This window comes from Ornithinimicrobium carbonis (genome assembly GCF_977012275.1).
The window spans coordinates 1,466,759-1,492,378 of the sequence record NZ_OZ348993.1 but is presented as its reverse complement, the minus strand read 5'-3'; the positions used below and the strand labels follow the sequence as shown (position 1 = coordinate 1,492,378).

23 protein-coding genes are annotated in these 25,620 nt (G+C 74.3%); 4 read left to right on the top strand and 19 right to left on the bottom strand.

What is annotated here, in order from left to right; all coding sequences use genetic code 11:
• Positions 1 to 102: 102 nt before the first annotated feature.
• Positions 103 to 924: a carbon-nitrogen family hydrolase gene (locus ACWHYA_RS06630; protein WP_425942096.1), complete on the bottom strand. Its 822-nt coding sequence runs from the start codon at positions 922 to 924 to the stop codon at positions 103 to 105.
• Complete coding sequence (locus ACWHYA_RS06625) at positions 921 to 2,906, bottom strand: cytochrome c oxidase assembly protein (RefSeq protein WP_425942098.1); 1,986 nt, start codon at positions 2,904 to 2,906, stop codon at positions 921 to 923. Before ACWHYA_RS06625 ends, ACWHYA_RS06630 begins: the two co-directional genes overlap by 4 nt.
• A gap of 251 nt (positions 2,907 to 3,157) precedes the next feature.
• Between ACWHYA_RS06625 and ACWHYA_RS06620 the strand changes: the two genes are divergently transcribed.
• The 3 genes from ACWHYA_RS06620 to ACWHYA_RS06610 all read left to right on the top strand — a co-directional run bounded on the left by ACWHYA_RS06620 (position 3,158) and on the right by ACWHYA_RS06610 (position 5,755).
• The gene (locus ACWHYA_RS06620) at positions 3,158 to 3,703 is read left to right on the top strand and encodes a hypothetical protein (protein ID WP_425942100.1); all 546 of its coding nucleotides are present in this window, start codon (positions 3,158 to 3,160) and stop codon (positions 3,701 to 3,703) included.
• 132 nt (positions 3,704 to 3,835) lie between these two features.
• Positions 3,836 to 4,747, top strand: a complete 912-nt coding sequence (locus tag ACWHYA_RS06615; protein WP_425942102.1) for a maleylpyruvate isomerase family mycothiol-dependent enzyme — start codon at positions 3,836 to 3,838, stop codon at positions 4,745 to 4,747.
• 3 nt (positions 4,748 to 4,750) lie between these two features.
• Entirely contained in the window at positions 4,751 to 5,755 is a 1,005-nt protein-coding gene (locus tag ACWHYA_RS06610; RefSeq protein WP_425942104.1) for a patatin-like phospholipase family protein, read from the top strand.
• A gap of 133 nt (positions 5,756 to 5,888) precedes the next feature.
• Here the strand turns inward: ACWHYA_RS06610 and ACWHYA_RS06605 are convergent, their stop codons facing one another.
• From ACWHYA_RS06605 to ACWHYA_RS06580, 6 genes are all read right to left on the bottom strand, one after another.
• The gene (locus ACWHYA_RS06605) at positions 5,889 to 6,290 is read right to left on the bottom strand and encodes a hypothetical protein (protein WP_425942106.1); all 402 of its coding nucleotides are present in this window, start codon (positions 6,288 to 6,290) and stop codon (positions 5,889 to 5,891) included.
• Between the two features lie 252 nt (positions 6,291 to 6,542).
• Positions 6,543 to 8,096, bottom strand: a complete 1,554-nt coding sequence (locus ACWHYA_RS06600) for a dihydrolipoamide acetyltransferase family protein (RefSeq protein ID WP_425942108.1) — start codon at positions 8,094 to 8,096, stop codon at positions 6,543 to 6,545.
• A 77-nt stretch (positions 8,097 to 8,173) separates the two neighbouring features.
• A complete protein-coding gene (locus ACWHYA_RS06595) occupies positions 8,174 to 9,265 on the bottom strand; it encodes an alpha-ketoacid dehydrogenase subunit beta (protein ID WP_425942110.1) in 1,092 nt (363 codons plus the stop codon).
• A 13-nt stretch (positions 9,266 to 9,278) separates the two neighbouring features.
• Positions 9,279 to 10,457 (bottom strand): pyruvate dehydrogenase (acetyl-transferring) E1 component subunit alpha, encoded by a 1,179-nt coding sequence (gene pdhA / locus ACWHYA_RS06590; protein ID WP_425942112.1) that lies wholly within the window; start codon positions 10,455 to 10,457, stop codon positions 9,279 to 9,281.
• Positions 10,458 to 10,681: 224 nt separating this feature from the next.
• Entirely contained in the window at positions 10,682 to 11,470 is a 789-nt protein-coding gene (locus ACWHYA_RS06585) for a dienelactone hydrolase family protein (protein ID WP_425942114.1), read from the bottom strand.
• Between the two features lies 1 nt (position 11,471).
• Positions 11,472 to 11,849, bottom strand: coding sequence for a phage holin family protein (locus ACWHYA_RS06580; protein ID WP_425942115.1), 378 nt, complete (start codon positions 11,847 to 11,849; stop codon positions 11,472 to 11,474).
• A 180-nt stretch (positions 11,850 to 12,029) separates the two neighbouring features.
• On the opposite strand from ACWHYA_RS06580, the gene hisC reads away from it, so the two are divergent.
• Positions 12,030 to 13,136: a histidinol-phosphate transaminase gene (gene hisC, locus ACWHYA_RS06575; protein WP_425942117.1), complete on the top strand. Its 1,107-nt coding sequence runs from the start codon at positions 12,030 to 12,032 to the stop codon at positions 13,134 to 13,136.
• 130 nt (positions 13,137 to 13,266) lie between these two features.
• On the opposite strand, the gene ACWHYA_RS06570 is transcribed toward hisC, so the two are convergent.
• The 11 genes from ACWHYA_RS06570 to ACWHYA_RS06520 all read right to left on the bottom strand — a co-directional run bounded on the left by ACWHYA_RS06570 (position 13,267) and on the right by ACWHYA_RS06520 (position 25,438).
• Positions 13,267 to 13,668: a hypothetical protein gene (locus tag ACWHYA_RS06570; RefSeq protein WP_425942119.1), complete on the bottom strand. Its 402-nt coding sequence runs from the start codon at positions 13,666 to 13,668 to the stop codon at positions 13,267 to 13,269.
• Between the two features lies 1 nt (position 13,669).
• Positions 13,670 to 14,479 (bottom strand): bifunctional hydroxymethylpyrimidine kinase/phosphomethylpyrimidine kinase, encoded by an 810-nt coding sequence (locus ACWHYA_RS06565; RefSeq protein ID WP_425942121.1) that lies wholly within the window; start codon positions 14,477 to 14,479, stop codon positions 13,670 to 13,672.
• A gap of 82 nt (positions 14,480 to 14,561) precedes the next feature.
• Positions 14,562 to 14,789 carry an RNA-binding S4 domain-containing protein gene (locus ACWHYA_RS06560; protein WP_425942123.1) on the bottom strand — a complete coding sequence of 76 codons (228 nt, stop codon included), beginning with the start codon at positions 14,787 to 14,789 and terminating at the stop codon, positions 14,562 to 14,564.
• Positions 14,786 to 15,181: a GNAT family N-acetyltransferase gene (locus tag ACWHYA_RS06555; protein WP_425942125.1), complete on the bottom strand. Its 396-nt coding sequence runs from the start codon at positions 15,179 to 15,181 to the stop codon at positions 14,786 to 14,788. The genes ACWHYA_RS06560 and ACWHYA_RS06555 overlap by 4 nt, the downstream gene beginning before the upstream one ends.
• A gap of 25 nt (positions 15,182 to 15,206) precedes the next feature.
• Positions 15,207 to 16,076 (bottom strand): CPBP family intramembrane glutamic endopeptidase, encoded by an 870-nt coding sequence (locus ACWHYA_RS06550; protein WP_425942127.1) that lies wholly within the window; start codon positions 16,074 to 16,076, stop codon positions 15,207 to 15,209.
• A gap of 54 nt (positions 16,077 to 16,130) precedes the next feature.
• The gene (locus ACWHYA_RS06545) at positions 16,131 to 16,715 is read right to left on the bottom strand and encodes a hypothetical protein (protein ID WP_425942129.1); all 585 of its coding nucleotides are present in this window, start codon (positions 16,713 to 16,715) and stop codon (positions 16,131 to 16,133) included.
• Positions 16,712 to 19,312, bottom strand: coding sequence for a phosphotransferase (locus ACWHYA_RS06540; protein ID WP_425942131.1), 2,601 nt, complete (start codon positions 19,310 to 19,312; stop codon positions 16,712 to 16,714). Before ACWHYA_RS06540 ends, ACWHYA_RS06545 begins: the two co-directional genes overlap by 4 nt.
• Positions 19,309 to 21,126, bottom strand: coding sequence for an ABC transporter ATP-binding protein (locus ACWHYA_RS06535; protein WP_425942133.1), 1,818 nt, complete (start codon positions 21,124 to 21,126; stop codon positions 19,309 to 19,311). The genes ACWHYA_RS06540 and ACWHYA_RS06535 overlap by 4 nt, the downstream gene beginning before the upstream one ends.
• Positions 21,113 to 22,540 carry a glycosyltransferase family 4 protein gene (locus tag ACWHYA_RS06530; RefSeq protein WP_425942135.1) on the bottom strand — a complete coding sequence of 476 codons (1,428 nt, stop codon included), beginning with the start codon at positions 22,538 to 22,540 and terminating at the stop codon, positions 21,113 to 21,115. The genes ACWHYA_RS06535 and ACWHYA_RS06530 overlap by 14 nt, the downstream gene beginning before the upstream one ends.
• Positions 22,537 to 24,081 (bottom strand): glycosyltransferase, encoded by a 1,545-nt coding sequence (locus ACWHYA_RS06525; protein WP_425942137.1) that lies wholly within the window; start codon positions 24,079 to 24,081, stop codon positions 22,537 to 22,539. The genes ACWHYA_RS06530 and ACWHYA_RS06525 overlap by 4 nt, the downstream gene beginning before the upstream one ends.
• Positions 24,071 to 25,438, bottom strand: coding sequence for a glycosyltransferase family protein (locus ACWHYA_RS06520; protein WP_425942139.1), 1,368 nt, complete (start codon positions 25,436 to 25,438; stop codon positions 24,071 to 24,073). Before ACWHYA_RS06520 ends, ACWHYA_RS06525 begins: the two co-directional genes overlap by 11 nt.
• Positions 25,439 to 25,620: the final 182 nt, after the last annotated feature.

Here is a 25,620-nt window from a genome sequence, read left to right as displayed (position 1 = left end):
GGTTCCTTTCCGAGGAGATCGCCCACCACGGTAGCCCGTTCCGCACCACGAGGCAGGCCGGACGCGCTGGCCGCTCCCGGCCCCGGTCCGCCCCGGCCCGGTTCACAGCCTCCGGTCGCCGAGCACGGGGAAGTCGGTCCGGGCCCGCCGGACCTCGCCCGGGTCGATCTCGACGGACAGGACCTCCTGCTCGGTCCCCGCCTCGGCCAGGACCTTGCCCCACGGGTCGACGACCGCGCTGAAGCCGCCCATCCGGATGCCGGCGTGCTCGCCGACGGTGTTGCAGGCCACGACGAAGCACTGGTTCTCGATCGCCCTGGCCCGCAGCAGGAGCCGCCACGCCTCCACGCGCGGCGCCGGCCAGGCCGCCGGGACGAGGAACAGCTCGGCCCCGAGGTCCACCTGGGCGCGGTACAGCTCGGGGAAGCGCAGGTCGTAGCAGGTCGACAGGCCCACCCGCAGCGCGTCGGCCGGGGCGGGCAGGTCCATGACGACCAGGTCGCCCCCGGCCTCCATCAGCCGCGGCTCGCCGCCGCCGAACCCGAAGCGGTGGATCTTGGGGTAGGTCGCCAGGACGCGGCCCTCCGGGTCGAGCACCACGGAGGTGTTGCGCAGGTGGCGGCCCTCCACCCCGGGCTCGGTGGTCCGCTCCACCACCGACCCGGTGTGCAGCACCGCACCCGTGCCTCGGACCGCCTCCCGGAGGGGGGCCAGGGCCTCGGGCAGCTCGGGGCCCTCCAGCGACTGGGCACGCTCCTCCCACTCCGAGACCGCGAAGCCGCCCGCGCTCCACAGCTCGGGCAGGACGACGAGGTCGTGCCCCGGCGCGTGCTCGCTGACCAGGTCGGCGACGCGGGCGGCCCGGGCGACGACGCTCTCGTCGGCCCCCTCGCCGTAGCCCAGCTGGATGATGGCGATCTTCATGGTGTGCTCCTCCGGTCGGAACGGGCGGACATGGCGGCGAGCCGTTCGTTGTAGGCCCGCAGCTCGGCGTCGTCGTCCCGGTCGGCCTGCCGGTCCGAGCGCACGGCCTCCCGGGTGTCCCGGCGCAGCCAGTCGAGACCGACCATGAGCATGAGGACGACGGTCGGCAGCTCGCCGATGCCCCAGGCGATGGTGCCCCCGAGCTGCTGGTCGGCGAGCAGGTCGGGCACCCACGGCACCGCGATCGTCTTGAAGAACTCCGGTGCGAGCAACCACGCCCCCTGCATGAGCGCCAGCCCGAAGAACGCGTGCGCGGCGAGGGTGATGAGCAGGACCATCATCCGGAACGGCGCGGGCCACTTGGGCGGGCCTGGGTCGGTGCCGACGAGGGACCAGACGAAGGCGTAGCCGGTCAGGGTGAAGTGGATGACCATGAACAGGTGGCCGACGTGGGTCGTCAGCGCCCACCCGAGCATGCCGCTCCAGTAGAAGACGACGAGGCTGCCGAAGAACATCGCACCGGCGACGGCCGGGTTGACCACGAACGAGGCCCACCGGGAGTGCACGAGCGCCAGCAGCACCTCGCGCGGACCCAGGGTCCGGTCCCGCCGGGCCCGCAGGGCACGCAGGGCGAGCGTGATGGCGCTGGCCGGGACCAGCAGGATCGGCACGGCCATCATGAGAGCCATGTGCTCGACCATGTGGACCGAGAACATCACCCGCCCGTAGACACCGGGCGCGCCGTTGGTCACGTAGACGAAGACGGCCCACCCCAGCACCCACAGGAGCAGCTTCCACGCGGGCCAGCGGTCGCCGCGCCGCCGCAGCCTGACCACGCCCCACGCGTAGAGCCCCACGGCGGTCAGGGCCATGAGCAGGAACAACCAGTCCACCCGCCAGGTCGTCAGCAACCGGTCGGCGCCCCACGGCTCGGGCATCGGGTAGCCGGTGAGGTCGATGACGGAGTTGACGTCGACCTGCTCGGGCACCGCCGGCTCGGTCCGGGCGAGCACGACCCCGAGGGCGACGGCCACCCCCATCACCGCCAGCTCGACGGAGGCCAGCCGGGCGAACCGGCCCGGGGAGTCCACGCCACGCGCCACGACGGTGCGCCGCTGCTGCCAGCCGAGGACGCCCAGCGCGACCAGCAGTCCCGCCTTGGCCACGACGACCAGGCCGTAGGGGGTGGTGAGGTTCTCGAGGCCGCCCAGCGTCACGGTGGAGAAGATGACGCCCGACAGGCCGACCGCGACGTAGCTCCACAGCGCGAGCACCGAGTAGCGGCGCACGGTGTCGGGCAGCGCCTGTCCCAGCACGGGCAGCAGCATGGCGATGGCCATCAGCCCGCCGACCCAGACGCTGAGCCCGACCAGGTGCAGGCCCAGACCCGTCACCGTCGTCTCGTGGCCGATCGCCGAGGCGGAGTGCCCGGTGAACGCCAGCGGCGTGAGCGCGAGCACGGCGAGCGCGGTCGACCAGGCGAGCGCCCCACGGGTCCGTGCCCACGTCACCAGGAGCAGGAGCAGGGTGACCAGCAGGATCTCGGTGAGGAGCAGGCGCGTGAGCTCCAGCCGCCAGACGTTGTCCACCAGGTCGCCGACGAACCCCGGGGCGGAGACCGGGATGCCGGCCAGCTCGGCGAAGGTCAGCACCAGGCCCACGACCGCGCTCGCCAGCCACACGAGGGTCGAGCGCACCGCCAGCCGGGCGGCGCTCCCCCGACGGTCGGTCGTGCGGCCCTCGCGGACGAGGAACGCGGCGACGACGAGCAGCCCGACCGTGAGCGCGGCCGCGAGGTCGTGCACCACCCCCACGAGCGGCATACCCCAGCGCACGAGCGGACCGGCGTCCCCCAGCACCAGCGGGGCGGCGGCTCCCGTCAGCGCGGCCGCCGGCACCGCCGTCACGAGGGCGACCAGCAGGACCGTGACGGGCGTGGCCCACCGCGGCGACCCGGTCGCGGAGGCGCTGACGGTGGACATGGGGCCATGCTAGGTCGGCCCCCTGACCGTCCCGGCCCACCCTGGCTCGTCCCGGTGTTACCGAGGAGTCATAATGGGAGGTCGCAGGCGACACGGGTGCCGGACTGCGCACGGGTGCCCCTGTACCGCGACCCCCGTGCGCTCCGTCCCCAGGAGGCGTCGGCCGCCCGGAGCGTGACCTCCGGCATGGCACGGGTGCACCGACGACGTCCGTCCCTGCGGCACGTGGACACGACGAGACGAAGGATGACATGACGATGCGACGCATCACCGTGACCGCCACCCTGGGTCTGAGCCTGGTGCTGGCGGGCTGCTCCGACGACGGCGCGGACGAGACCGTGACCCCCGCCGCCAGCGAGAGCAGCACCACCGAGGACGGCACGACCGGGAGCACCGGCGACGCCGGGGCCGAGGGGACCGACACCGCCGGCGGCACCGCCGACGCCGCCCCCATGGACGACCAGGTCTGCGCCGACTTCTTCCAGAGCGGGGCCGTGCAGCTGGCCGACCGTGCCGAGAAGAACCGGACGATGCTCGACGACGCGCAGGTCAGCGACCCCGCCTCCTACGGCGAGGTCAGCCTGCTCAGCCAGCGCATCACCGACCTCGTCGAGGACGCCTCCGCCGACCAGGCCGGCCTGCTCGAGCGGGTCAACGCCCCGTTCGTCCAGGTCCGCGACGCCGTCCTCGACGACCCGGACCAGACCGTGTCCGACGCGGAGATCACCGTGCCCGAGGTGGACACGACCGACTCCGCCGCCGCGCAGGAGGAGCTCCTCGCCTCCTGCACCTCCTGACCCGACGACGTCACGGCCCCGGGTCCTCGCGTCCCGGGGCGCCGGGGAGGACCGGGCCGCGCGACGGCATACCTGCGTGTTCCGACCTGCACGACTGGGGCGTTGTCGGGGCTGGCGCGTAGCCTGAGGGACATGCCCGTCCATCCTGCTCCGCCCGTCGACGTCTCCGGCCTCGTCGAGGCCTACCGGCAGACGCTCAGCTCGTTCTGCGACGTCGCCGACTCCCTCCGCGAGCAGGAGTGGGACCTGCCCACCGCCTGCCCCGGGTGGACCGCCCGCGACCACCTGGCCCACGTCGTGCACGTCGAGGACTACCTGTCCGGCTCCGAGCACCCGGGGGCCGGCTGGTCCGGCGTCGGCGACGATCCCGTCCGCGTGGGCGAGCCCGAGCACGTGCGCAACTCCCTGGGCGCCTGGGTCGAGGAGGGCGTGCGCGCCCGCCGCGACCAGGACCCGCGGGCGCTGGTCGCCGAGCTGCGCGGGCTCCTCGACGTGCGGGCCGCGAGCATGTACGACCCCGACCTGGAGCTGGACACCCCCGTCCGGTCGGTGCGCGGACGCCAGGCCACCTTCGAGGACCTGACCCGCCGGCGCATCTTCGACGTCTGGGTCCACGAGCAGGACCTGCGCGACGCCCTGGACCGGCCCGGTTCGCTGGACTCCCCGGGGGCCAGCGAGGTCGTCTCGCAGGTCCTGGACGCCCTGCCCACCATCGTGCTGGAGAAGGTGCGGCCCGAGCCCGGCACGGTCGTGATCCTCGAGTGCACCGGACCGGTCACGGCCCGCGGCGGCGTGCGCATCGGCACCGACGCCGACGGCGACCCCGTGGCGCACGAGCTGTTCACCGGCCAGACCAGCGACGAGGACGACGTCCCCAGCGTCGACGACGAGTCGGCCGACCGGACCACCTCGATCGCCCTGTCCACCCACGCCCTCGGGCGCCGCGCGGCCGGCCGCTGCCCCTCGGAGGGGACGGCCTACCAGGTCGTGGGTGACGAGGAGCTGGCCCGCGCCGTCCTCGACGTCCTCAACCTCACCCCCTGAGCCGTGCCGCTGCCGCCGGGTCGCAGGGAGCGTGGCCGTCGGGGCGCGCCCGCGCCCCACGACCACCAGGCCGAGCTGCGCCGGCTGGAGTCGCCGCTGGGCCTGGCGCTGGGTGGCGGAGGCGCACGGGGGCTGTGCCACATCGGTGTCATGCGGGTGCTCGAGGAGCTGGACATCCGCCCCGACCTCGTCGCCGGGACGAGCATGGGCGGGCTGGTGGGGGCGTTCATCGCGGCCGGGTACACCGCCGAGGAGATGACCAGGGTCGCGGGAGAGGTCCGGTGGACCTCCATGATCGACTGGCGCATCAGCGGGCGGCTCCTCAGCGGCAAGAGGATCGCCGCCTGGCTCTCGGACCACCTGCCTGCCACCTTCGAGGAGCTCGAGCTGCCGCTCGTGCTGGCGACCACCGACATCGTGGAGGGGCGCCTGCACTACCTCTCCCAGGGCGACCTCATCACCGCGCTGCGGGCGACGACCGCCTACCCGGGCGTCATCCCGCCCGTCCCGGCCGGTGACGCGCTGCTCGTCGACGGCGGCATCCTCAACCAGATCCCGGTCGACGGGGCGCTGGCCCTGGGCGCCCGCCGGGTCGTCGCCGTCGACGCCACGACGCTGACGCCGATGTCCGCCCCCGACATCGAGGCGGACCGCTACCAGCGTCGGCACGCGCTGGGCACCCTGCGCGAGGCGTTCCGGGCGATCGACGTCATGCAGGCGCAGCTGACGGCGGCCAGGCTGGGCTTCTACCGGCCGGACGTGCTCATCGACCCGCCCATCGCAGGTGTGGACATCGGCGACTTCCACCGGTCCACGATCGCGATCGACTCCGGCGAGCAGGCGGCCCGTGACAAGACCGACCAGCTGCAGGCCCTCGCGGCGACGCGACGGCGCGGGGTCGGCCCGAGCGTGGGAGCCGGGAGCGGGGCGGTCGACGAGGGGACCACGACGGAGGAGGTCACTCAGGTGGCCGACGACGCTCGCGACCCTGACGGGCGCAGCACCTGACGGGCGCGGCGTCGACCGCTGAGGTGGCGGGTCGTTCCGGGGTCCGGCGCGGCGGTGTAGCGGCCGTGCCGGTGCCGGTGTCGGTGCCGGTGCAGCGGCCGGTGCCGGTGCCGGTGCCGGTGCCGGTGGAGAGTCAGCGCCTCGCCGACCGGCCGTAGAACCACAGCGCACCCACGAAGACCGCCACCACCAGCATCGCCGTACCGGCCACCCACAGGGCCTGCGGCCACTGCATCGTCAGCTCGAGCACCAGCGCGACGGCCGCCACGCCCAGCGCCACCTGCCCGGTGAGCCTCGTCGCGCGGAACTGCGCCATCCGCTCGGCCTGGTCGGCCTCCGACCCGTCGAGCAGCCGGGCGGCCGGCATCAGCCGGCGGCTGACCGAGTGCAGCACCCCGTAGCCCAGGAAGAACAGCATCCCCAGGACCGCGAAGCGCACGTTGCCGCGGCTGAGCCCCACCACGAGCACGACCAGCGCCGCGACGGTCGTGAGCAGCGAGAACAACCGGTCCTGGAGCCGGGCGCGGGAAGCCATGTGCGCGATCGTATGCGGCCGCGGGCCCGCGGCGGACAGGTCACCTCACAGACGGGTAGGTGACGGGAGCTCGCCGGGCCCCGACGTCCCCCAGATCGGCCCGACCCGGAGGCGTCGGGAGTGCGCCGGGCCTCGCCGTCCCCCAGATCGGTCCGACCGGGCCGCGACACGCCAGTCCGGCTCGACCCACGGGGTTCACGTGAACCCTCAGGGTCGTCCGGGCGGGGCGTGTCCCGACCTGGCCAGCCGACCTCAGCCCCAGACGAGCGCCCGGGCGGGGTCCTCCATCAGCGCGGCCAGGTCCGCGAGGAACTTCGACCCGAGCTCGCCGTCGATGAGGCGGTGGTCGAACGACACGGCCAGCTGGGTGACCCAGCGCGGCTCGATACGCTCGTCCGCGCCCTCACCCACGACCCACGGCATCCGCCGGACCGCGCCGAACGCCACGATCGCCGACTCGCCGGGGTTGATGATCGGCGTCCCGGTGTCGACGCCGAAGACGCCCACGTTGGTGATCGTGATCGTCCCGCCCGACATGTCGGCCGGCTGGGTGCGCCCGGCCTTGGCCGTCGCGACGAGGTCGCCCAGCGCCACGGCCAGCTGGCGCAGGTCCATCAGGTCGGCGTCCTTGATGTTCGGCACGACCAGCCCGCGCGGGGTGGCCGCCGCGATCCCGAGGTTGACGTAGTTGCGCTGCACGACCTGCTGCGCGTCCTCGTCCCAGACCGCGTTCATGCCCGGGTTGCGCTGGACCGCCAGGCACATGGCCTTGGCCAGCACCAGCAGCGGGCTGACCTTGAGGTCGGTCATGCCGTAGGAACGGTCCTTCTTCAGGCGCTCGACCAGGTCCATCATCCTCGTCACGTCCACCGTGACGAACTCGGTGACGTGCGGTGCGGTGAAAGCCGAGCTGACCATGGCCTGCGCCATCATCTTGCGCACGCCCTTGACCTCGGTGCGCTCCTCGCGCTCGCCGGAGCGGGAGAACGAGGGACGCTGGTATGCCGCCCGGGGGGCGCCGCCCCCGGTGTCCCCCCCAGCCGTCGCCGGCGAGGCGACCTCGCCCAGCTCCGTCGCCGCACCCTGGGCCGGGGGCACGGCGTGCTGGGCGGCCGCGTGCTGGGCCGACTCGCTGGCGGCGTCGCCGGCGAGGAAGCTGTCCACGTCGGCGCGGGTGACCACGCCGTCCTCGCGGCTGGAGGTGACCCGGGTCAGGTCGACGCCCCTGTCCTTGGCGTACTTGCGGACCGGCGGCGCGGCCTTGGCCCGGCGCGGGGCACCGGCCTGCTGCGCGGCCTCCTCGGTGACCGCGGCACCCCGACGGCGGCGGCGGGTGGTTGACGTCTCGATCGCGCCGTACCCGACGAGCATCGCCTCCCGACCACCCGAGCCGCCCGACCCCGAACCACCCTCGTCCCCGCCACCGGCCGGCGGCGTGGGCACCAGGTCGTCACTGGCGGCGGTCGCCGCGTCGGTCACGTCCTCGGCCGAGGTGTCTCCCGCACCGCCGTCGTCGACCCCCGCCGACCCGGCTCCCGCACCGTCCCCCGCCGACCCGGCTCCCGCACCGTCCCCGGTGTCGATCGTGATGATCGGGGCACCGACCTCGACCTCCTCGCCCTCCGGGGCCAGGATCGCGGTCACGGTGCCGTCCCAGGGGATGGGCAGCTCGACGAGCGACTTGGCGGTCTCGACCTCCACGACGATGTCGTTGGTCTTCACCGTGTCGCCGACGGCGACCTTCCACTGGACGATCGTGGCCTCGACCAGACCCTCACCGGGGTCCGGCAGCTTGAACTCGGGCACGAGGAGCTCCTTGCGTGATCAGCGTCGGCGGCGCGACGGGCGGAGGGACGAGGACGGGCGCGCGAACGGCATACGTCCTAGTAGGACAGCACGGTCTCGACGGCGTGCAGGACGCGGTCGAGGTCGGGGAGGAAGACCTCCTCGTGGCGGCTGGGCGGGTAGGGGATGTTGTAGCCGCCGACCCGCAGGACCGGCGCCTCGAGGGAGTAGAAGCAGTGCTCCTGCACCCACGCGGCCATCTCGGCGTGGACGCTGGTGAACGTCTGCGCCTCCGAGAGGGTGATGCACCGCCCGGTCTTCGTCACCGACGCCTCGATCGCGTCGGTGTCCATCGGCGACAGCGAGCGCAGGTCGAGCACCTCGATCGAGGGCCCGTCCTCCAGCTCGGCGGCCTGCGCCGCGGCCATCGCGACCTTGACCATCGGGCCGTAGGTCAGCACGGTGACGTCGGTCCCCTCGGCGCGCACGACCGCCTCGCCCAGGGAGTATGGCGCCTCCGCCAGGTCGGGCGCGCTGCCGTCGCCGAGATCCAGCATCCCGCGCTCGTGGTAGCGGCGCTTGGGCTCGTAGAAGACGACGGGGTCGTCGCTGGCGATCGCCTGCTGGATCATCCAGTAGGCGTCCTCGGTCGTGGACGCGGTGACGACCCGCAGGCCGGCGGTGTGCGAGAAGTAGGACTCGTTGGACTCGCTGTGGTGCTCGACCGCGCCGATGCCGCCGCCGTAGGGGATGCGGATGACCATCGGCAGCTTCAGCCGCCCGAGGGAGCGGTAGTGCATCTTGGCGACCTGGGAGACGATCTGGTCGAAGGCGGGGTAGACGAACCCGTCGAACTGGATCTCCACCACCGGCCGGTAGCCGCGCAGCGCCAGGCCCACGGCCGTGCCCATGATCCCCGACTCGGCCAGCGGGGTGTCGAGCACCCGGTGCTCGCCGAAGTCCTTCTGCAGGCCCTCGGTGATCCGGAAGACGCCGCCGAGCTTGCCGATGTCCTCGCCCATGAGCAGGACCTTGTCGTCGCGCTCCATCGCGGCACGCATGCCGGCGTTGAGCGCCTTGGCGATCGTCGTGCGCCGCGCCGTGCTCCCCGTCCCGGCGGCGGTTCCACCCGGGCGTGCGGCGGGCGCGGAGGCCGCCCCGCCCGCGGAGGCGCTGGTCGTCGTCGTCATCCCGTTCTCCTCCTCAGTCCTCGAAGCCGGCCTGGTAGGCCGCGAACTCGGCGGCCTCGCGCTCGACCAGCTGGTGCGCGTCGGCGTACACGTGCTGGAACATCAGCTCGTGCGGCGGGTCCGGCATCGTCTGGCAGGCGGTGCGGATGCGGCGGGCCAGCTCGTCGGCCTCCTCCTGGACACCGGTGAGCCAGTCATCGTCGACGATCCCCTCTGTGAGCAGGTACTTCCTCATCCGCTCGACCGGGTCCTTGGCCTTCCAGATGTCGACCTCCGCGGAGATGCGGTACTTCGTGGGGTCGTCGGAGGTGGTGTGCGCCCCCATCCGGTAGGTGAACGCCTCGATCAGCGTCGGTCCCTCCCCCGACCGGGCGCGGTCCAGCGCGGCGCGCGTGACGGCGTAGGAGGCCAGCACGTCGTTGCCGTCCACCCGCACGCCGGGGAAGCCGAACCCGTCGGCCCGGCGGTAGGGCGGCACCCGGAACTGGCGCTCGTTGGGTTCGGAGATCGCCCAGTGGTTGTTCTGCACGTAGAAGACGACCGGGGCGTTGGAGACGGAGGCGAAGACGAGCGCCTCGTTGAAGTCGCCCTGCGCGGTGCCGCCGTCGCCGGTGAAGGCCATCACGGCGGTGTCGCGGTCGGGGTCGCCGGTCGCGACGTCACCGTCGAGCTGGACGCCCATCGCGTAGCCGACGCCGTGCAGCATCTGGTTGCCGATGACGATCGTGTAGAGGTGGAAGTTGTTCTCGTTGCTGTCCCAGCCGCCGTGGTTGACCCCGCGGAAGAGGCCGAGCAGGTTCTCCGGCGGGACGCCCTTGCACCAGGCCACGCCGTGCTCGCGGTAGCCGGGGAAGGCGTAGTCCTGCGGGCGCATCGCGCGGCCGGCACCGACCTGGGCGGCCTCCTGGCCGAGCAGGCTGGGCCACAGGCCGAGCTCGCCCTGGCGCTGCAGCGCGAAGCCCTCGGCGTCCACGCGGCGCACGAGGATCAGGTCGCGCAACATCCCGCGCATCGCCTCGTCGTCGACGTCCTCGAGGAAGGACAGGTAGGGCGCGCTCGCCGCGCTGGGCTCGACCCGCGTGCCGTCGGCCGCGAGGAACTGGACCATGTCCGGACCACCGTCGGTGATGTCCCGCTCGGGCGGCTCGTGCGTGCTGGGCGCGGTGGACCGCGCGACTTCCTCGTCGCTCAACGCTGACTCCTCCATCGGTGCGGCGTGCCTGCCGCGGCGTGACGGTGACGGCTTCGTTCGGAGGGTCACGCTACCGCACCGGCGGGAGCCTGCCGGACGTGAACGTCAAGCAGTGAGGGAGGGGTATGCCGCCCGTGCCGCAGGCGCCTGCCGCCGCCCGTGCCGGACGGGTGCCGCTCGTGCCGGACGGGTGCGCCGCCCCTCCCGCTGGCGCCACCGCCCGCCTAACGCCCCGTCGGGAGGTGCTCGGCGAGGAACTCCTCGGCCTGCGCCCACGCCGCCCGGCTCGCCTCCTCGTGGTGGAACATCGGGTTGGGGTTGTCGAACGCGTGCCCGGCGCCCTCGTGCAGCTCGAGGCGCACCTGCTCCCGGGTGCCGCCGGCGGTGACGGCCTCGCGGATCTGCTCGACCTGCTCGCTGGGGATGTAGCTGTCGGCCGTGCCGAAGACGTGCAGGCTGGGGCAGGTGACGTGCTCGGCCTGTGCCAGCAGCCCGGGCAGCGCCGATCCGTAGAAGCTGACGAGCGCCGCGACCGGCGCGCCGGCCTGGGCTGCCCGGGCGGCCACGTCGAAGGCCAGGCCGCCGCCGAAGCAGAAGCCGACCAGACCCACCGACAGGTCCTCGACCTCGGGCATCGCGACGAGCGCGTCCCGGGCTCCCAGGACGTCCCGGACCGCCAGCTCCCAGTCGACCTGCCCGACGAGGCCCATCGCCGTGCCGAGCACGTCCGGGTCGTCGTCCTCCACCGCCTCGACGGGCGGGGCGAGGCGGGCGAAGACCTGGGGCGCGAGCACGGCATACCCCTGGTCGGCGAGGTCCGCGCCGCGGGAGCGGATGTAGTCGCTGAGCCCGAAGATCTCCTGCACCAGGACCAGCCCGGGGACCGGGGCGTCCGCCGAGGCACCCTCGGGCAGCCAGAGGAGTGCGGGCAGCGGCCCGTCGGCCGTGCTGATCTCGTGCCGGACCGGCTCGCGCCGGGACCCGCCGGCGGACGCGGTCGACCCGCCGGCCATCTCAGTCCTTCCCGTCGGGCAGGAGCATGTCGACGACCGTGGCCACGGCACCGACGATGATGCCGCCGAGCACGGCGTCCCAGAAGAAGGACTGGACGCTGAAGTCGAGCCCGATGACGCCGGAGAGCCAGGAGGTCAGCAGCAGCATCAGGGCGTTGATGACGATGAGGAACAGGCCGAGCGTCAGGATGACCAGGGGCAGCGAGATGAGCTTCAGCAACGGCTTGACCAGGGCGTTGACGAGCCCGAAGACGACGGCCACGCCGATGATGGTGATCAGCTTCTGGGTGCCGCTGCCGCCGAACTCGATCCCGTCCAGCAGGAGGGAGGCCACCCAGAGGGCGACGCCGTTGGCGACGATCTGCATGAGGATGCTCATGGGTCCATCGTGGCACGCGGGTCCGACAGCCCGTCGGTCGTCCCCCGTCCCGTCCGTCCAGCGGCGGGGCCTCGGCCCCAGTCGTCCGTCCGGGGTCCCGCCCTCCGTCGGTCGGGGTTCCGTTCCCTCCGTCGTCCGGGTCCCGTCCCCTCCGTCGGTCCGGCTCACTAGGCTGCGGCCATGACGTCCGAGCAGTCCGCCGACCGGCCCGTCCCCGTCCGCCTGCGCGAGGCCCTGGCGAAGGTGCCCGCCTACTCCCCCGGCCGCCCGCCGGCGCCGGTGGAGGGGATGACGGCCTACAAGATCTCCTCCAACGAGAACCCGTTCCCGCCGCTGCCCTCGGTGGTGCAGGCCGTGGCCGACGCGGCGCGGAGCATCAACCGCTACCCCGACATGGGCGTCGTGGAGCTCACGCGGGCGCTCTCGGAGCACCTGGGGGTGCCGGCGGAGCACCTGGCGACCGGCACCGGCAGCGTGGCGGTGCTGGCCCAGCTGGTCCAGATCACCTGCGAGCCCGGCGACGAGGTCGTCTACGCGTGGCGCTCGTTCGAGGCCTACCCGATCGTCGTGGCCCTCTCCGGCGCCAGCTCGGTGCAGGTGCCGTTGACGGCCGAGGCCCGGCACGACCTCGACGCCATGGCCGCGGCGGTCACCGAGCGGACCCGGCTGGTCCTGGTCTGCACGCCCAACAACCCGACCGGTCCGGCCGTCACCGAGGAGGAGCTGCGGGCGTTCGTGGCGAAGGTGCCCCGGGACGTCGTGGTCGTGATCGACGAGGCCTACCTGGAGTTCACCACCGACGAGACGGTCCCGGACGCGCTGGCGTTCTACCGCGAGCACCCCAACGTGGTCGTGCTGCGCACCTTCTCCAAGGCCTACGGGCTCGCGGGTCTGCGGGTGGGGTATGCCGTGGCGCAGGAGGACGTGGCCACCGCCCTGCGCAAGGCGGCCACGCCGTTCGGGGTCACCGACCTGGCCCAGCAGGCCGCGATCGCCTCGCTGCGGGCGCGCGACGAGCTGATGGTGCGGGTCGAGGAGCTCGTCGCCGAGCGGGAGCGGGTGCACGCCGCGCTGACCGAGCAGGGCTGGGACGTGCCTGCGGCGCAGGGCAACTTCGTCTGGCTGCCGCTGGGCGAGGACGCGGTGCCCTTCGCCCAGGCATGCCAGGCCCGGGCGCTGACGGTGCGCCCGTTCGCCGGCGAGGGCGTGCGCTGCTCGGTCGGGGAGAGGGAGGCCAACGACCGGTTGATCGGCATCGCCGGGGAGTGGTTGCGCAGCCGGGGGTGAGGAACAGAGCGACCGGCGGCCAGGGTGCCCGGCGGGGTCCCCGGGCCGGGTCTGGACCGGGTCCGGATCGGGTCCGGGCCGTGGCCGGGCCGGGTCCGGGGCGATCGGGAGGCCCCGGTGCGGACCTGACCTACAGGTCCTCGAACCGGAACATCGCGACCCGGGTCAGCGTGGCCACCACGTAGGTGACGGTGAACCCGACGACGAGCACGAACAGGGTCGGCAGCCACACGCCGTCGCCGCCCAGCTCGATGGCCAGGTCGAAGAACCACGGCACGGTGATCCCCACCGCCCCCACGACCGCCATCCAGACCGGCCGCGCCGCCCGGCCGGCGATGAGCTGGGCCGGGGCGGCGATGACCGCGAGCGTGCCGAACGCCATGAGCAGGGAGAAGAACTCCCCGAAACCCCGCTCCACGCTCCAGGACTGACCGGAGATCCAGCCGAGGACCCCGCCGACCAGCATGATCGACCACGCGCGACCGGGGTGCCCGGTCACGACGGCGTTCGCACCGCTCGGCGAGAGGGTCACCTCAGGCGCCCTGCCAGACCACGTCGAAGGGCGCCGCGCTCGTCAGCCGCGCCTCGATCCCCCGGGTGACGAACTCCTTGGCGGCCCTCGCGGCGCCGAAGGGCTCGTCGCCGAGCGCGAGGCGGGCGGCCACGGCGGCGGCGAGCGTGCAGCCCGCCCCGGCGACCTGCGCGCCGTCGCCCAGCTTGGGCGCGGACAGGACCTCGACCCGCTCGGCGTCGACGTAGACGTCGACCGCGTCGTCGCCCGGCAGGTGCACCCCGCCCTTGGCCAGCACCACCGCGCCGGAGCCCTCGTGGATCCGGCGCGCCGCCTCGGTGAGCTCCTCCACGGTCTCGATCGACTCCATGCCGGACAGGGACAGGGTCTCGAAGTGGTTGGGGGTGACGAACGTGGCCAGCGGCAGGACCTGGGCCTTGAGCGCCTCGTCCGTGTCGAGCGCGGCGCCCGGCTCCTGCCCCTTGCAGATGAGCACCGGGTCGAGGACGACGTGGTCGAACCGCCGCTGCTGCAGGGCCTCGGCGACCGTGCCGATGGTGGCGGGCGTGCCGAGCATGCCGATCTTGGCCACGCGCAGCTGCTCCGGGGGGTAGGCGGTCGTGATGACCTCCAGCTGGTCGGCGATGACCTGAGGCTCGACCGGGACGAACCGGTGGTTCCAGTCGTCCTGCGGGTCGAAGGAGACGATGCAGGTCAGGGCCATGCAGCCGAAGACGCCGTGCTGCTGGAAGGTCTTGAGGTCGACCTGGGCGCCGGCGCCGCCGGTGGCCTCCGACCCTGCGATGGTCAGTGCGACAGGAGGGGTGTGCATCACCCGATGATCGCAGGTGCCTCCGGAGGGTGCGAACGCGCGGAGGGGGTGCCGCGGGTATGCCGCCGGACCCGCCGCCCGCTCACCCGTGGGTGGGGGTGATCGCCTGGCCGGCGTACTCGACGACCTGGCCCGGGCGGATCTGGGTCCCGCGACGCATCACGGTCTCACCGTCCACGGTGACCTCGCCGTTCTCCACGACCATCCGCGCCATCGCCCCGTCCTGGACAAGGTTGCCCAGCTTGAGCAGCTGTCCGAGACGGATCGACCCGTCCCGGATCGGCACCTGCTGGACCGGCCCGTCGCTCACGGCGCCGGGTCGGACGGGGAGCGCCCGCCGGACGCGCCCTCGCCCGCCTTACGCTGGTCCCCGGACGAGTCCTCGTCGGCCGCCACGTCCTGGTCCTCGGGCAGCAGGCTCGGCTCGAGCAGGTCCTGGTGCTCGGGGTGCTGGTCCATCCAGGCCCGCACGTAGGAGCAGGTCGGCCGCACGCTCATCTTCTCGGCCCGGATCTCCCGCACGGCCTCCTCGACGAGCGCGGCGGCGACACCCTTGTTGCGGTGGGCCGGGTCCACGACCGTGTGGTGCAGGTCGACGGTGTTGCCGATCGTGTCGTAGGACAGGTGGCCCACCACGTCCTCCCCGCTCATGGCCTCCCAGCGGGACTCGGCGGGTCGGTGCACGACTGCGACGTTGGTCATACGCCCACCCTAGCGGCGAGGCCCGTCACAGCCACCCGACGCGGTCGGCGAGCACGGCATACCCCACGAAGGCCACGACGTCGAGGAGGGTGTGCGCCACGACGAGGGGCATGACCCGGCGGGTGCGCGTGTACACCCAGCCGAGCAGCAGCCCCATCGCCACGTTGCCCACGAACCCGCCGAAGCCCTGGTAGGCGTGGTAGGCCCCGCGGACCAGCGCCGAGGTCACGATGATCGCCGCCGTCGACCAGCCGGCCTGCGACCACCGGCGGAAGAGGTAGCCGACCATGACGACCTCCTCCAGCAGCGCGTTCTGCACCGACGCCAGGATCAGCACCGGCACCGCCCACCACACGGACGGGAGGTTGGCGGGCGCGATCGTCGTGCTGAGGTCGAGCGCCCGCGCCCCGAGATACAGACCAAGACCGGGTATGCCGATCGCGGCGGCCAGGGCGGTCCCGTGCAGCAGGTCCCGGGCCGGCCGGGCCAGGTCCAGGCCCATGAGGCGGGAGGGGGAGACGGGGGTGCCGCCCGGGCCGCGGTCGCGCGCGTCGCCCGGGCCGTGGCCCACCGCGTCGCCCGGGCCGTGGCCCACCGCGTCGCCCGGGCCGTGGCCCACCGCGACGTCCGGGCCGCGGTCGCGCGCCAGCAGGTGCAGCGCCAGGAGCACGGGGACCAGGGCCAGGGTGATCTCGGCCAGCTGGTAGGCCAGGTCCAGCCAGGGCCGGTCGGGGGCGCGGCTGGTGTTCATCGACGTGGTCTGCGCCGACAGCGGAACCTCGGCGGTGAGCTTGCGCACCAGCGACAGCAGCGACCAGACCGCCGAGGCGCCCAGGCTGACACCGAGGACGAGCACGGTCTCCGTCAGGAGCGTGCGGCGGTCGGGGGTGGTCACCGGGTCACGGTAACCGGGCGAGCAGGGGATCAGCCGTGGAGGAGGGGGCGGGCGTCAGTCGTCGTCGTCATCGTCGTCGTCGTCGTCATCATCGTCGTCGTCGTCGTCGTCGTCCCAGTCGTCCTCGTCCGCGCCGGGAGCCACGGGCGCGGGCTGGACGGGGATGGGCGCTGGCTGCTCGGCGGCGCGACGCTCCTCCTCGGCGGCACGCTCCTCGGCCTCCCGCCGTTCCTCGGCGGCGCGCTCCTCGGCCTCCCGCTCGGCCTCCTCCCGCTCCTGCGCTGCGTCGGCCTCCTCCTGGGCCGCCCGCTCGGCGGCCTCGACCGTCTCCTGCCACCGCTCGCGCAGCTCGGCGGAGGCGTCCGTGAGCACGTCGACCGCGCGGTCGGCCCGGGCCGGGTCACGCCGGACGGCGCCGTCAGCCCCGCCCGCGGTGCTCGCACCGTCGACCTCCGGGGCGACGGGCGGGCCGTCCAGCCCGGCCGCCTCCGCCAGCTCGCGGGCGGTGGCCGGGTCGACGGCACCGGTGATGACCACGCCGGCCCGGTCCTGACCCGCCTCGGCCGTGGCGTCGTACCACAGCCACACCCCCGTCAGACCGACGAGCAGCAGCGCGAGCGCCGACGCGAGGACCTTCATGACACCCAGGATGCACGGTCCGCAGGAGAGGGGGGTGAGACGTCGATGAGAAAGGTCTCATCGAGCGCCCGGGCCCACCGCTCCTCGGCCCACCGGTCGACGGTGCCGCGCCACCGCGGCCGGAACGCGTACACGCACACCAGCCGCACCACGGTCGCCAGCTCGGCCCTCCGGCTGGCTGCGACCCCGTCGTGGCCGAGCTCTCCCAGGACCTCACCGACGGCTCCGACGACGACCTCCGACGACGCCGGCGCCCAGAGCCCCTGCGCCCGGCGCAGGTCGGCGTGCACGGCCAGGTTGACCGGGTCCAGGACCGGGTCGGCCAGGCAGACGGTGTCCAGGTCGAGCACACCCAGCCGTGGACCGCCGCGCGCCGGTCCGTCCCACAGCAGCTGCTTGTCGTGCAGGTCCCGGTGGGTGGGCACGAGCCTGGCGGGGGGTCCTGCCGATCGCAGCCGGTCGGCGACCCACCGGCCCCGCTCGACCCACCGGCCGCCCAGCAGACCCGCCTCCTGCGCGCGGTCGACCCAGGTCAGCACGACCTCGGCCTCGTCCGCCGCCGTGTGCCGAGGGAGGTCGGCGACCAGCCCGTCCAGCTCCTGCAGACGCGTCCACGCCCGCGCCCAGTCGCGCCATACCTGCGTCCACTGCGGGGAGCCGGACAGCTCGTGCACCGACCGGCCCGGCAACCGCGCGAAGGTCACCGTGTCGTCGTCGGCTGCCAGGACGGCCGGCGCGGCCAGCCCGGCGGCCCGCGCGAACCCGGCACCGACCCGCCCGGCCTCGGCGACCGCGGGGGCGCGACCGGGGCGGAGCACCTTGACGTACCCCTCCCCCGTGCGCACCACCGCGCGCCGCCCGGCCCGGTGCACGACGACCTCGCCGTCGGCGACGCGGGCGAGCGCGGGCAGGCGGGGGTCCTCCGCGGGCGGCAGGAACCGAGGTATGCCGTCGCGCCCCACGGTCCCGGCCCGCACCCGGCCGAGGTGGTCCCGGCCCTCCACGGTGGTCTCGCGGAACCCGTTCCGGACCCGGCCCGGCCAGGCGCGGTCGACGCCGATCCGGTGCCGTGCGTCGGCACCCCGGCCCGCAGCTGCGGGCTCGACGGGCGTCGAGGGTGCGGCGTCGACGGGCGTCGAGGTGGTGAGAACCGTGGCGGGGCTGGCGACAGGACTCCCCGCGTCGGAAGGGGCCGGGGCCCGCGTCGCGCGCGGCCAGGCGTCCTGCTCGGGGACGAGCCGTGCGGCCAGGAGGCTGCGGCGGGCGGTCTCGGCGTGCCAGCCGGGGCGCTGGGCGCGCCAGGGCTCGGCCACGCGGGCGAGCAGGGCCGCCGCGACCCAGGGTCCGGGGACGACGAGGGGGGCCCCGGTCGTCGTGGCGTACCCGTCGGCGAGCGCCGCCAGCGCCTCCGGAACGGCCAGCACCGGGTCGTCATCTGCGAGCGCGGTGGCCAGGAGCACGGCGTGGTCGAGGACGGGGACCGACAGCGCCGCCCGGTCCAGGTCGGTGAGCCGGACAGCTGGCCGGTGGGTGGGGCGGTGACCGATGGGCGGCTCGTCGGTGGCGTGCCGACCCACCAGGACGAGGCACTGGTCGAGCGAGAAGTCGCCGTGGACCAGGACGAGGGGGACGTGCGGACCCGGGTTCTCCTCGGGCAGCAGCGCCAGGGCACGGGCCGCGGCGGAGGCTGCCCCAGGGGCGACCTGCTCCAGCAGCGCGACCGAGTCGGCGGCGGCGGCGCGCAGCTCGGACCAACCCCGCCGCGGCAGGTCGGGCCGGTCCGACGTGCCGGCCGGGTCCGCCCGGTGCAGCCGGCCGAGGGCCTCACCCACCGCCCGCAGGACGTCGGGGTCGGTGCTCCCGGAGGCATCCTTTCCGGGGACCCAGGGCCACACGGAGGTGCGGGAGGAGGCGGCCGGGTGGGAGCGGTTGCGGGACGAGGAGGCCGTGTGCGGAGGGCCGTCGCTCACCGGGTCGGCCGGGGAGCGCCAGGGGCCGACCAAAGGGATCCCCTCCGCGACGAGCGGGCGGGTCGTGCGTTCCAGGCGACGACGGTGCCGGTCCGCCGTCACCCTCAGCACGAGGTCGTCGTGGCGCAGGACGAGACGGCGCAGCGGGTTGTAGCGAAGGATCGTGGACCGCCCGACCAGGTCCTCGGCGCTCCCGTGGACCCCGGGCACCGGCAGGACCACGGGCGGCCTGCTGCCGCGGGACCCCGGCGGCTCGCTCGGTCCCACCCCGCCCCGGACCTCTCCCATCGCGGCCGCCACGCCCACCAGCTCCCGGGCCAGCCGCAGGTCGGTCGCGACCGGACCCCACTGGACCACGGTGTCGCGACCGGTGAGCTCGGCCTCACCCAGGCGGTCGGCCAGCCCGACCTCCTCGGCCACCGCCCGGGCCTTGTCCGCCTTGGCCCGGGCGTCGCCGGTCAGCGTGCGGATCCAGCCCCAGGGCCGTCCCTCCCCGTCGACCAGGGCCGCCGTCGTGCTGACGCCTGGCTTGGGCCGCAGGTGGGTGGCACGGACCGGCCGGCCCACGAGGGCGGTCAGGCGGTCCGGGTCCAGCAGCAGGGACAGCCCCGCGTCCGCCAGGCTCACGAGACGCTCCGCAGGGCGTGCTGATCGTGCGGACCGGCAGCGGTCGTCTCCTCCTCGAGCACCCGCTCCAGCGGCGCGTCCTGCGGCGACCCGTCCCAGGTCACCCGGCCGCCCTCGACCACGACGACCCGGTCGGCCCGGCGGGCGGTCTGGGCGTCGTGCGTGACGACCAGGCAGGTCCGGCCGCGGGACAGCTCCTCGATGGCCCGGCTGACCAGCTCGACGTTCTCGGGGTCCAGCCCGGTCGTCGGCTCGTCCAGCAGCAGCACCGGCGCGTCCCGCAGGAACGCGCGGGCCAGCGAGATCCGCTGCCGCTGACCGCCCGAGAGGCTGCCGCCGCGCTCGGTGACGAGCGACTGCATACCCTCCGGGAGGGCGTCGGTGAACTCGTCCACCCCCGCCAGCCGCGCGGCGCGCGCGACCTCGACGTCGCTCGCCCCGGGGCGGCCGTGGCGGATGTTGTCCTCGACCGTTCCGGTGAACAGCACCGCGTCCTGCTGCACGAGCGCGGTCTGCGCCCGCAGCCCGGTGACGTCGAGGCGCCGCAGGTCGATGCCGTCGAGCCGCACGCTGCCCCGGTCGGGGTCGACGAGGCGGAGCGCGAGGGCGACGAGCGTCGACTTGCCGGAGCCGGACGGACCGACGAGCGCGACCTGCTGACCTGCGGGGACGTGGAGGGAGAAGCCCCGCAGCACGGGAACCTCGGGCACGAAGGACAGGTCGACGTCGCGCCACTCCAGCTCACCGCGGACGGTGCGCGGCAGCGGGGTCGGCTCGGCCGGGGAGGTGATGTCCGGGACGACGTCGAGCAGGTCGGCGACCCGCTCGCCGGAGGCGGTCGCGCGGGCGATGCGGCCGGTGTACTTGGCCATGTCCCGCAGCGGCTTCATCGCCGTCTTGAGGTAGGTCAGCACGATGACCAGGTCGCCGGGGGTCATCGCGCCCTGGACGACGCGCAGCCCGCCGATGAACAGCACGGCCGCCGTCGCGACGCCCACCAGGACGTCGGTGCGCCGCTCGAGCCCGGCCGCCAGCCGCTTGGCCTGCACGCCGTCCTTGAGCGCGCGCGAGTTGGACCCCCGGAAGTGCTGCGCGCGGTCGTCCTCCATCCCGTACGCGTGCACGTGCGTCATCCCGGAGAGCGTCTCCTGGGCGATGTTGGCCAGGTCCCCCTCGCTGCGGCGGGTCTTGCGCGAGGCCTGCGTGATCCGGCTGCTGCTGCGCGGCGAGGACAGCGCGAACAGCAGCACGGCCACGAGCACGACGAGGGCGATGACCGGGTCGAGCCAGGTGATGACGCCCAGCATCGCGACGAGCGTGATGACGTTGACGAGCAGCGGCATTCCCGCCGAGACGGCGACCTCCTGCAGCCGGCCGACGTCGGCCACGAGCCGCTGGACGGTGTCGCCGGACCGCGCAGTCCCGTGGAAGCTGCGGCTGAGCGACTGCACGTGGTCGAACGCCTGAGCGCGCAGCGCCGTCGCGATCCGCGACCCGCCCAGCGCGAACGCCACGGTCGCGCCGAAGTTGCACACCGCTCGCAGGCCGATGATCGAGACCGTCGCGAGCGCACAGGCGAGCAGGAGCTGCACGCCCGCGGTCGGGCCGGCCTCGCCCAGGTCGGCGCCCAGGCTGCGGGTCACCGCGTCGACGACCAGCTTGGTGGGCCACGGCTCGAGGATGCGGAAGCCGACCTCGAGCAGCAGCAGCCCGCCGCCCCCGGCGAGCAGCAGCCGCTGCCCGGGCAGGTGCGGGCGCAGCAGGCCCAGGGTGCGCCGCAGCGCGGACGGGTCGACGGTGTCACGCGAGGCCACGGGCACCTCCGGCGAGGACGGGGTATGCGGTCGCGCCACCGGGCGCGCCCGTGGACGGGACGGGAACCGGGCGAGGGTCGGTGGGCGACCCGGCGAGCGGGGCGAGCGTCGCCTCGAGGACCGCGTGCCAGGAGTGGGAGGCCACCATGGCCTCGCGGCCGGCCCGGCCCATCTGCTGCGCCCGGGCGGGGTCCGCGACGAGGGCGTCGATCGCGGCCGCCAGGGCCGCGGGGTCGGACGGCGAGACGAGGACGCCGGTGCGCCCGTCCTGCACCACCGCAGGGATCTGGCCGATGCGGGAGGCGACGACGGGCAGTGCGGCCGCGGCGTACTCGTAGACCTTGAGCGGCGAGAAGTAGTGGTCTCCCGACTCCGGGTAGGGCGCGACCGCCACGAGAGCCCCCTCCAGGGTGGCCGGGACCTGCTCCGGCGCCACGGCTCCCATGAGCTCGACCGGCCGGCCGCAGGTGGCGGCGAGCTCCTCGACGACCTGGCGCTGCGGCCCGTCGCCGACGATCCGCAGCCGCCAGGGCCGGTGGGCCAGGGCCGCTGCGCGGAGCAGGTCCTCGACCCCGTGCCACGGCTTGAGGGTGCCGACGAACACGACGACAGGATCGTCCGACAGGTCGGGGGTGGTCGGGCGGATCCGGTCGGTGTTGACGCCGTTGGGCGTGACCACGACCACCGGACCCTCCTGCGTCCAATCCCACCCTGGACAGGCGTCCACGGGTGCGGGGACAGAGGCGTCCGCCGGTTCAGCACCACCGCCGTGCATCGCTGTCGTGTCACCGTGGTCGTCCTGGCGACCGATGTGACACGACTGCTGTGCACGGTGGTCGTCACGGACCGCTAGACGCTCGACCATCTGGCCCCGCACCCAGTCGGCGACGGGTTCGGAGACGCAGGCCACGACGTCGGCGGCGGCCAGCTGGTCGGCCAGCGCACGGCGGGAACCCGTCTCGTCGACCAGGACCCGGTGGGTGCGCTGCTCGTCGATCAGCGGGGCGTTGACCTCCAGGACCGTGGCCACCTCGGCACCGCGCGCCGCCAGACCGGCCCGCACGTCGACCAGGACGGTCGAGAACAAGGAGTACCGCTCGTGCACGACGTCGGGCCCCCGCTCGAGGACCATCCGGGCGATCTGCGCGGCGGCCTTCTGCTGGGCCGACTCGCGTTCGACGACCTGGTCGCGCGACGAACCCTCCCGGGGGACCTTGGCGACCGGCACGACGTGCACCGGCAGGTCGGCCAGGTCGGCGGGGACGTCGTCACCGCGGCGTACGGCGTACACCTCGACGGAGGCGCCCCGTGCCCGCCACGCCCGGACGAGCTCCTGGATGTGCACGCTCGCCCCCTTGGTCCCGAAGACCGGGATGCCGGGGTCGGCGCAGACGTAGGCGACGGTGAGGCTCATCGCGCACCGGCCATCGTCGGGACGGCACCCGTCGGCTCCTCGTCGGTGCCGTCCCCGGCGGACGCTTCGGAGGTGGCGGCCCGTGCGGGGTCCTCTGCGGCGACGCCGAAGGCTTCACCGTCACCGGAGCCGGCGCGCGGCATACCCTCTAGCGCAGCCAGGCGACGGCTCTGGCGGGCGGTGTCGAACTCCGCCTCCACCAGCGCCCGGGCGGCCCGGGCCACCTCCACCCGGGGCCACGTCGGGTCCGCGACCTCGGCGAGCCCACCGGCGAGCCGCTCCGCGAGGTCGGACGGGTCGGCGCCCAGGAGGATGCCGGTCGCCGGGCCGTGCTCGCCGCCGGGATGGACCGCCTCCGAGATGCCGGTCACGTCGGTCGCGATGCACGGGACGCCGCTGGCCATCGCCTCGAGGAGCACGGTGGGCAGGCCGTCCGCGTTGCCGTCCGCGCCGACGATGCAGGGCGCCACGAGGACGTCGGCCGCGGCGAGCTCCTCGACGAGCTCGGCCTGGCTGCGCGGCCCGAGGAGGGTGACGGTCCCGCCCAGCCCGGCGGCCTCGACCTGGGCGGCGAGGTCCGGCCCGAGCTCGCCGTCGCCGACGATCCGGACCTCGAGCGACAGTCGCCCGGGGGTGCGGTCGGGGGTCCGGTCAGAGCCGGGCGTTGCCGCCGCCGACCCGTCCCCGGCTGGCCCGTCCCCGGCTGGCCCGTCCCCGGCTGGCCTGTCCCCGGCTGGCCCGTCCCCGGCGTGGCCACCCCCCGCCAGCAGCCGCGCGGCCTCGACGAGGTGGGTGAACCCCTTCTTCTCCACCAGCCGCCCCACGGCCAGCACCCGAAGCCGGTTCCGCGGCATCTGCGGGTCCCGGTAGCCGAACCTCGACAGCTCCAGCCCGTTGCGCACCAGCACGACCGTGTCGGCCAGCGTCGGGTCGAGCGCGAGGAGGAAGCGCCGGTTGTAGTCGCTGATCGCCACCACCCGGCTCGCCCGTCGCAGCACCTCGCGCAGCACGACCCGGTCGACGCTGTCGTGGAAGAGGTCCTTGGCGTGCGTGGTCACGGTGTAGGGGATGCTGGTCAGCGCCGCGGCGATCGCGGTCGCCCACGAGGCCATCGACGCGAAGTGCACGTGCACGTGCGTGATCCCGTCGGCCCGCAGCCGCAGCGCGAGGTCGACGCCCTGGGTGACGACCGAGGGGTCGAGCCGCACGAGCAGCGGCATGAGGGCCCCGAACCGCTCGCCGAACCCGGGCAGCTCGGCCTGCGCCCGCGCGAGGACCTCCCACTCGGTGGCCAGCTTGTGCGGCCGCGGCAGGTGGGTCACCGGCGCGCGGACCTGCGCCAGCTGTGGGTGGAAGCGCGCGTCGCTCGTGGGCCGCAGCGCGTAGATCGCCAGCTCCTCCCCCGCCGCCTCGCGGGCCAGGATCTCGGTGACGACGAAGGTCTCGGAGAACCGGGGGTAGACCTTGAGCACGTAGGCCGTGCGCCGCGGGGGTGCCGCGGGGGCGGTCACGGGTGCGAGGGTGGTCGGTTCAGCCTGCATGGCGCAGCTCCTCGGATCGGGCGGCAGGGATCGGGTATGCGGTCGCGTCGGCCAGGTGGTCGACCCGGGCGGAGGTGGCGGTGGAGGTCGCCGCCCCGTCGCAGGTCAGCCGGACCGTGGACCGCACCACGGCGGACAGGCCGGCGAGGTCGAGGTGGCTTCGGTCGACCCGACGGTCGACGGCACCGGCCCACCAGTCGCCGATGCGGGCGGGGGACAGGTCGCGCTGGCGCAGCACGTCGGCGGCACCCGCCTCGGCCAGCCCCTCGGCGCGGATCAGCTGCTCCCGGCGGGGCCACTCGCGGGGCACGAGCAGCGCGGGGACGTCGGTGGCCATCGACTCGGCGACGGTGTTGTACCCGGCCATCGAGACGGCGGCGACGGCTTGACGGATCAGGCCGCCGGCGTCGGGCACCGAGCGGACGACCCTGGTGCGGGGCCCGGCCGCCAGCTCTACGCTGCGGTGGTCGGCGTCGGCCATCTGCGGCCCGGTGACCACGACGTGGCGGTGGCCGGCGGGGACCGGTGCGGCCGCGGCGGCCAGGCACAGCGCCACCCCGTCGCTCCCGCCGCCGGCCGTGGTGATGAGGTAGGGCCGTTCGGGGTGCAGGTCGTCGGGGTCCTCGGCGCGGCCGTGGGACAGGTAGCCCTGGTAGCGGGCCAGGTCGTGGAGCGCCTCGGGGAGCTCCCCGGTGGTGCGGAGGTCGTGGACGCGAGGATCGCCATACACCCAGATCTCGTCGAAGAGCTCCCGCACGACGGACGCGGGGGTGCGCGACCACTCGGCCGCGACGGCCGACGGGTCGTCGAGGACCTCGCGCAGACCCAGGACGGTGCGGGCGCCGGCTCGGGTGGCGCGCAGCTCGGCGAGGGCGGGGGCCAGCTCGCCGTCGACGCCCAGCGCGTGCCGGTCGACGACGACGAGGTCCGGCGCGAAGGCGTTGAGGGTGGCGCGGACGATCTCGCTGCGCAGCCCGGTGACGGCGGCCATCCCGATGCCGAGGTTGCGCGGTCCGTAGCCGGTGCCGCTCTTGCCGACCGCTGGGAGCGTGACGACGTCGAAACCGTCGGGGACCGAGGCGCCCGATGTGCCGGCCACGCCGTTGACGAGCAGGCCGGTGACCTGCCGACCGGTGAGTCCGGGCAGTCCGCCCGCGAGCGCATGGGCCAGCGCCCGGTTGCGCCGGAAGTGGCCCAGGCCCTGGGAGTCGTGGGAGTAGAAGACCACCCGGACCGGCTCGGCCACGGCGTGCCGGACGGGACCGGACGCGGGATGGGCGACCGGGGCCGGTGCGGCATCCTGGGCGGGACCGGACGTGGGATGGGCGACCGGCGGTGGCACGGTGTCCCTGCTCATGGTCGTCCTCCTCGTCCCAGCCGTCGGGATGACGGCTGTGGAACGAGTCAACTACCGGGGGATGAGCACAGGATGACGTCCCGGTGAGAGTGCTCTCATGCGTCCGCCAGCAGGTCCTGGCCGAGCGCCGCGAAAGGGTTGCGGCCGCGACCGCGCGACCACGCTGCCTGGTCGCTGCAGGT

Bases quoted from the DNA above. Each gene is read 5' to 3' on its own strand.
- ACWHYA_RS06580 (WP_425942115.1), bottom strand. From the start codon at position 11,849: ATGAGCATCCTCATGCAGATCGTCGCCAACGGCGTCGCCCTCTGGGTG.
- ACWHYA_RS06620 (WP_425942100.1), top strand. From the start codon at position 3,158: ATGACGATGCGACGCATCACCGTGACCGCCACCCTGGGTCTGAGCCTG.
- ACWHYA_RS06595 (WP_425942110.1), bottom strand. From the start codon at position 9,265: ATGACGACGACGACCAGCGCCTCCGCGGGCGGGGCGGCCTCCGCGCCC.
- ACWHYA_RS06525 (WP_425942137.1), bottom strand. From the start codon at position 24,081: ATGCAGGCTGAACCGACCACCCTCGCACCCGTGACCGCCCCCGCGGCA.
- ACWHYA_RS06625 (WP_425942098.1), bottom strand. From the start codon at position 2,906: ATGTCCACCGTCAGCGCCTCCGCGACCGGGTCGCCGCGGTGGGCCACG.
- hisC (WP_425942117.1), top strand. From the start codon at position 12,030: ATGACGTCCGAGCAGTCCGCCGACCGGCCCGTCCCCGTCCGCCTGCGC.
- ACWHYA_RS06545 (WP_425942129.1), bottom strand. From the start codon at position 16,715: ATGAAGGTCCTCGCGTCGGCGCTCGCGCTGCTGCTCGTCGGTCTGACG.
- ACWHYA_RS06555 (WP_425942125.1), bottom strand. From the start codon at position 15,181: ATGACCAACGTCGCAGTCGTGCACCGACCCGCCGAGTCCCGCTGGGAG.
- ACWHYA_RS06585 (WP_425942114.1), bottom strand. From the start codon at position 11,470: ATGGCCGGCGGGTCGACCGCGTCCGCCGGCGGGTCCCGGCGCGAGCCG.
- ACWHYA_RS06520 (WP_425942139.1), bottom strand. From the start codon at position 25,438: ATGAGCAGGGACACCGTGCCACCGCCGGTCGCCCATCCCACGTCCGGT.
- ACWHYA_RS06615 (WP_425942102.1), top strand. From the start codon at position 3,836: ATGCCCGTCCATCCTGCTCCGCCCGTCGACGTCTCCGGCCTCGTCGAG.
- ACWHYA_RS06605 (WP_425942106.1), bottom strand. From the start codon at position 6,290: ATGGCTTCCCGCGCCCGGCTCCAGGACCGGTTGTTCTCGCTGCTCACG.
- ACWHYA_RS06565 (WP_425942121.1), bottom strand. From the start codon at position 14,479: ATGCACACCCCTCCTGTCGCACTGACCATCGCAGGGTCGGAGGCCACC.
- ACWHYA_RS06630 (WP_425942096.1), bottom strand. From the start codon at position 924: ATGAAGATCGCCATCATCCAGCTGGGCTACGGCGAGGGGGCCGACGAG.
- ACWHYA_RS06530 (WP_425942135.1), bottom strand. From the start codon at position 22,540: ATGAGCCTCACCGTCGCCTACGTCTGCGCCGACCCCGGCATCCCGGTC.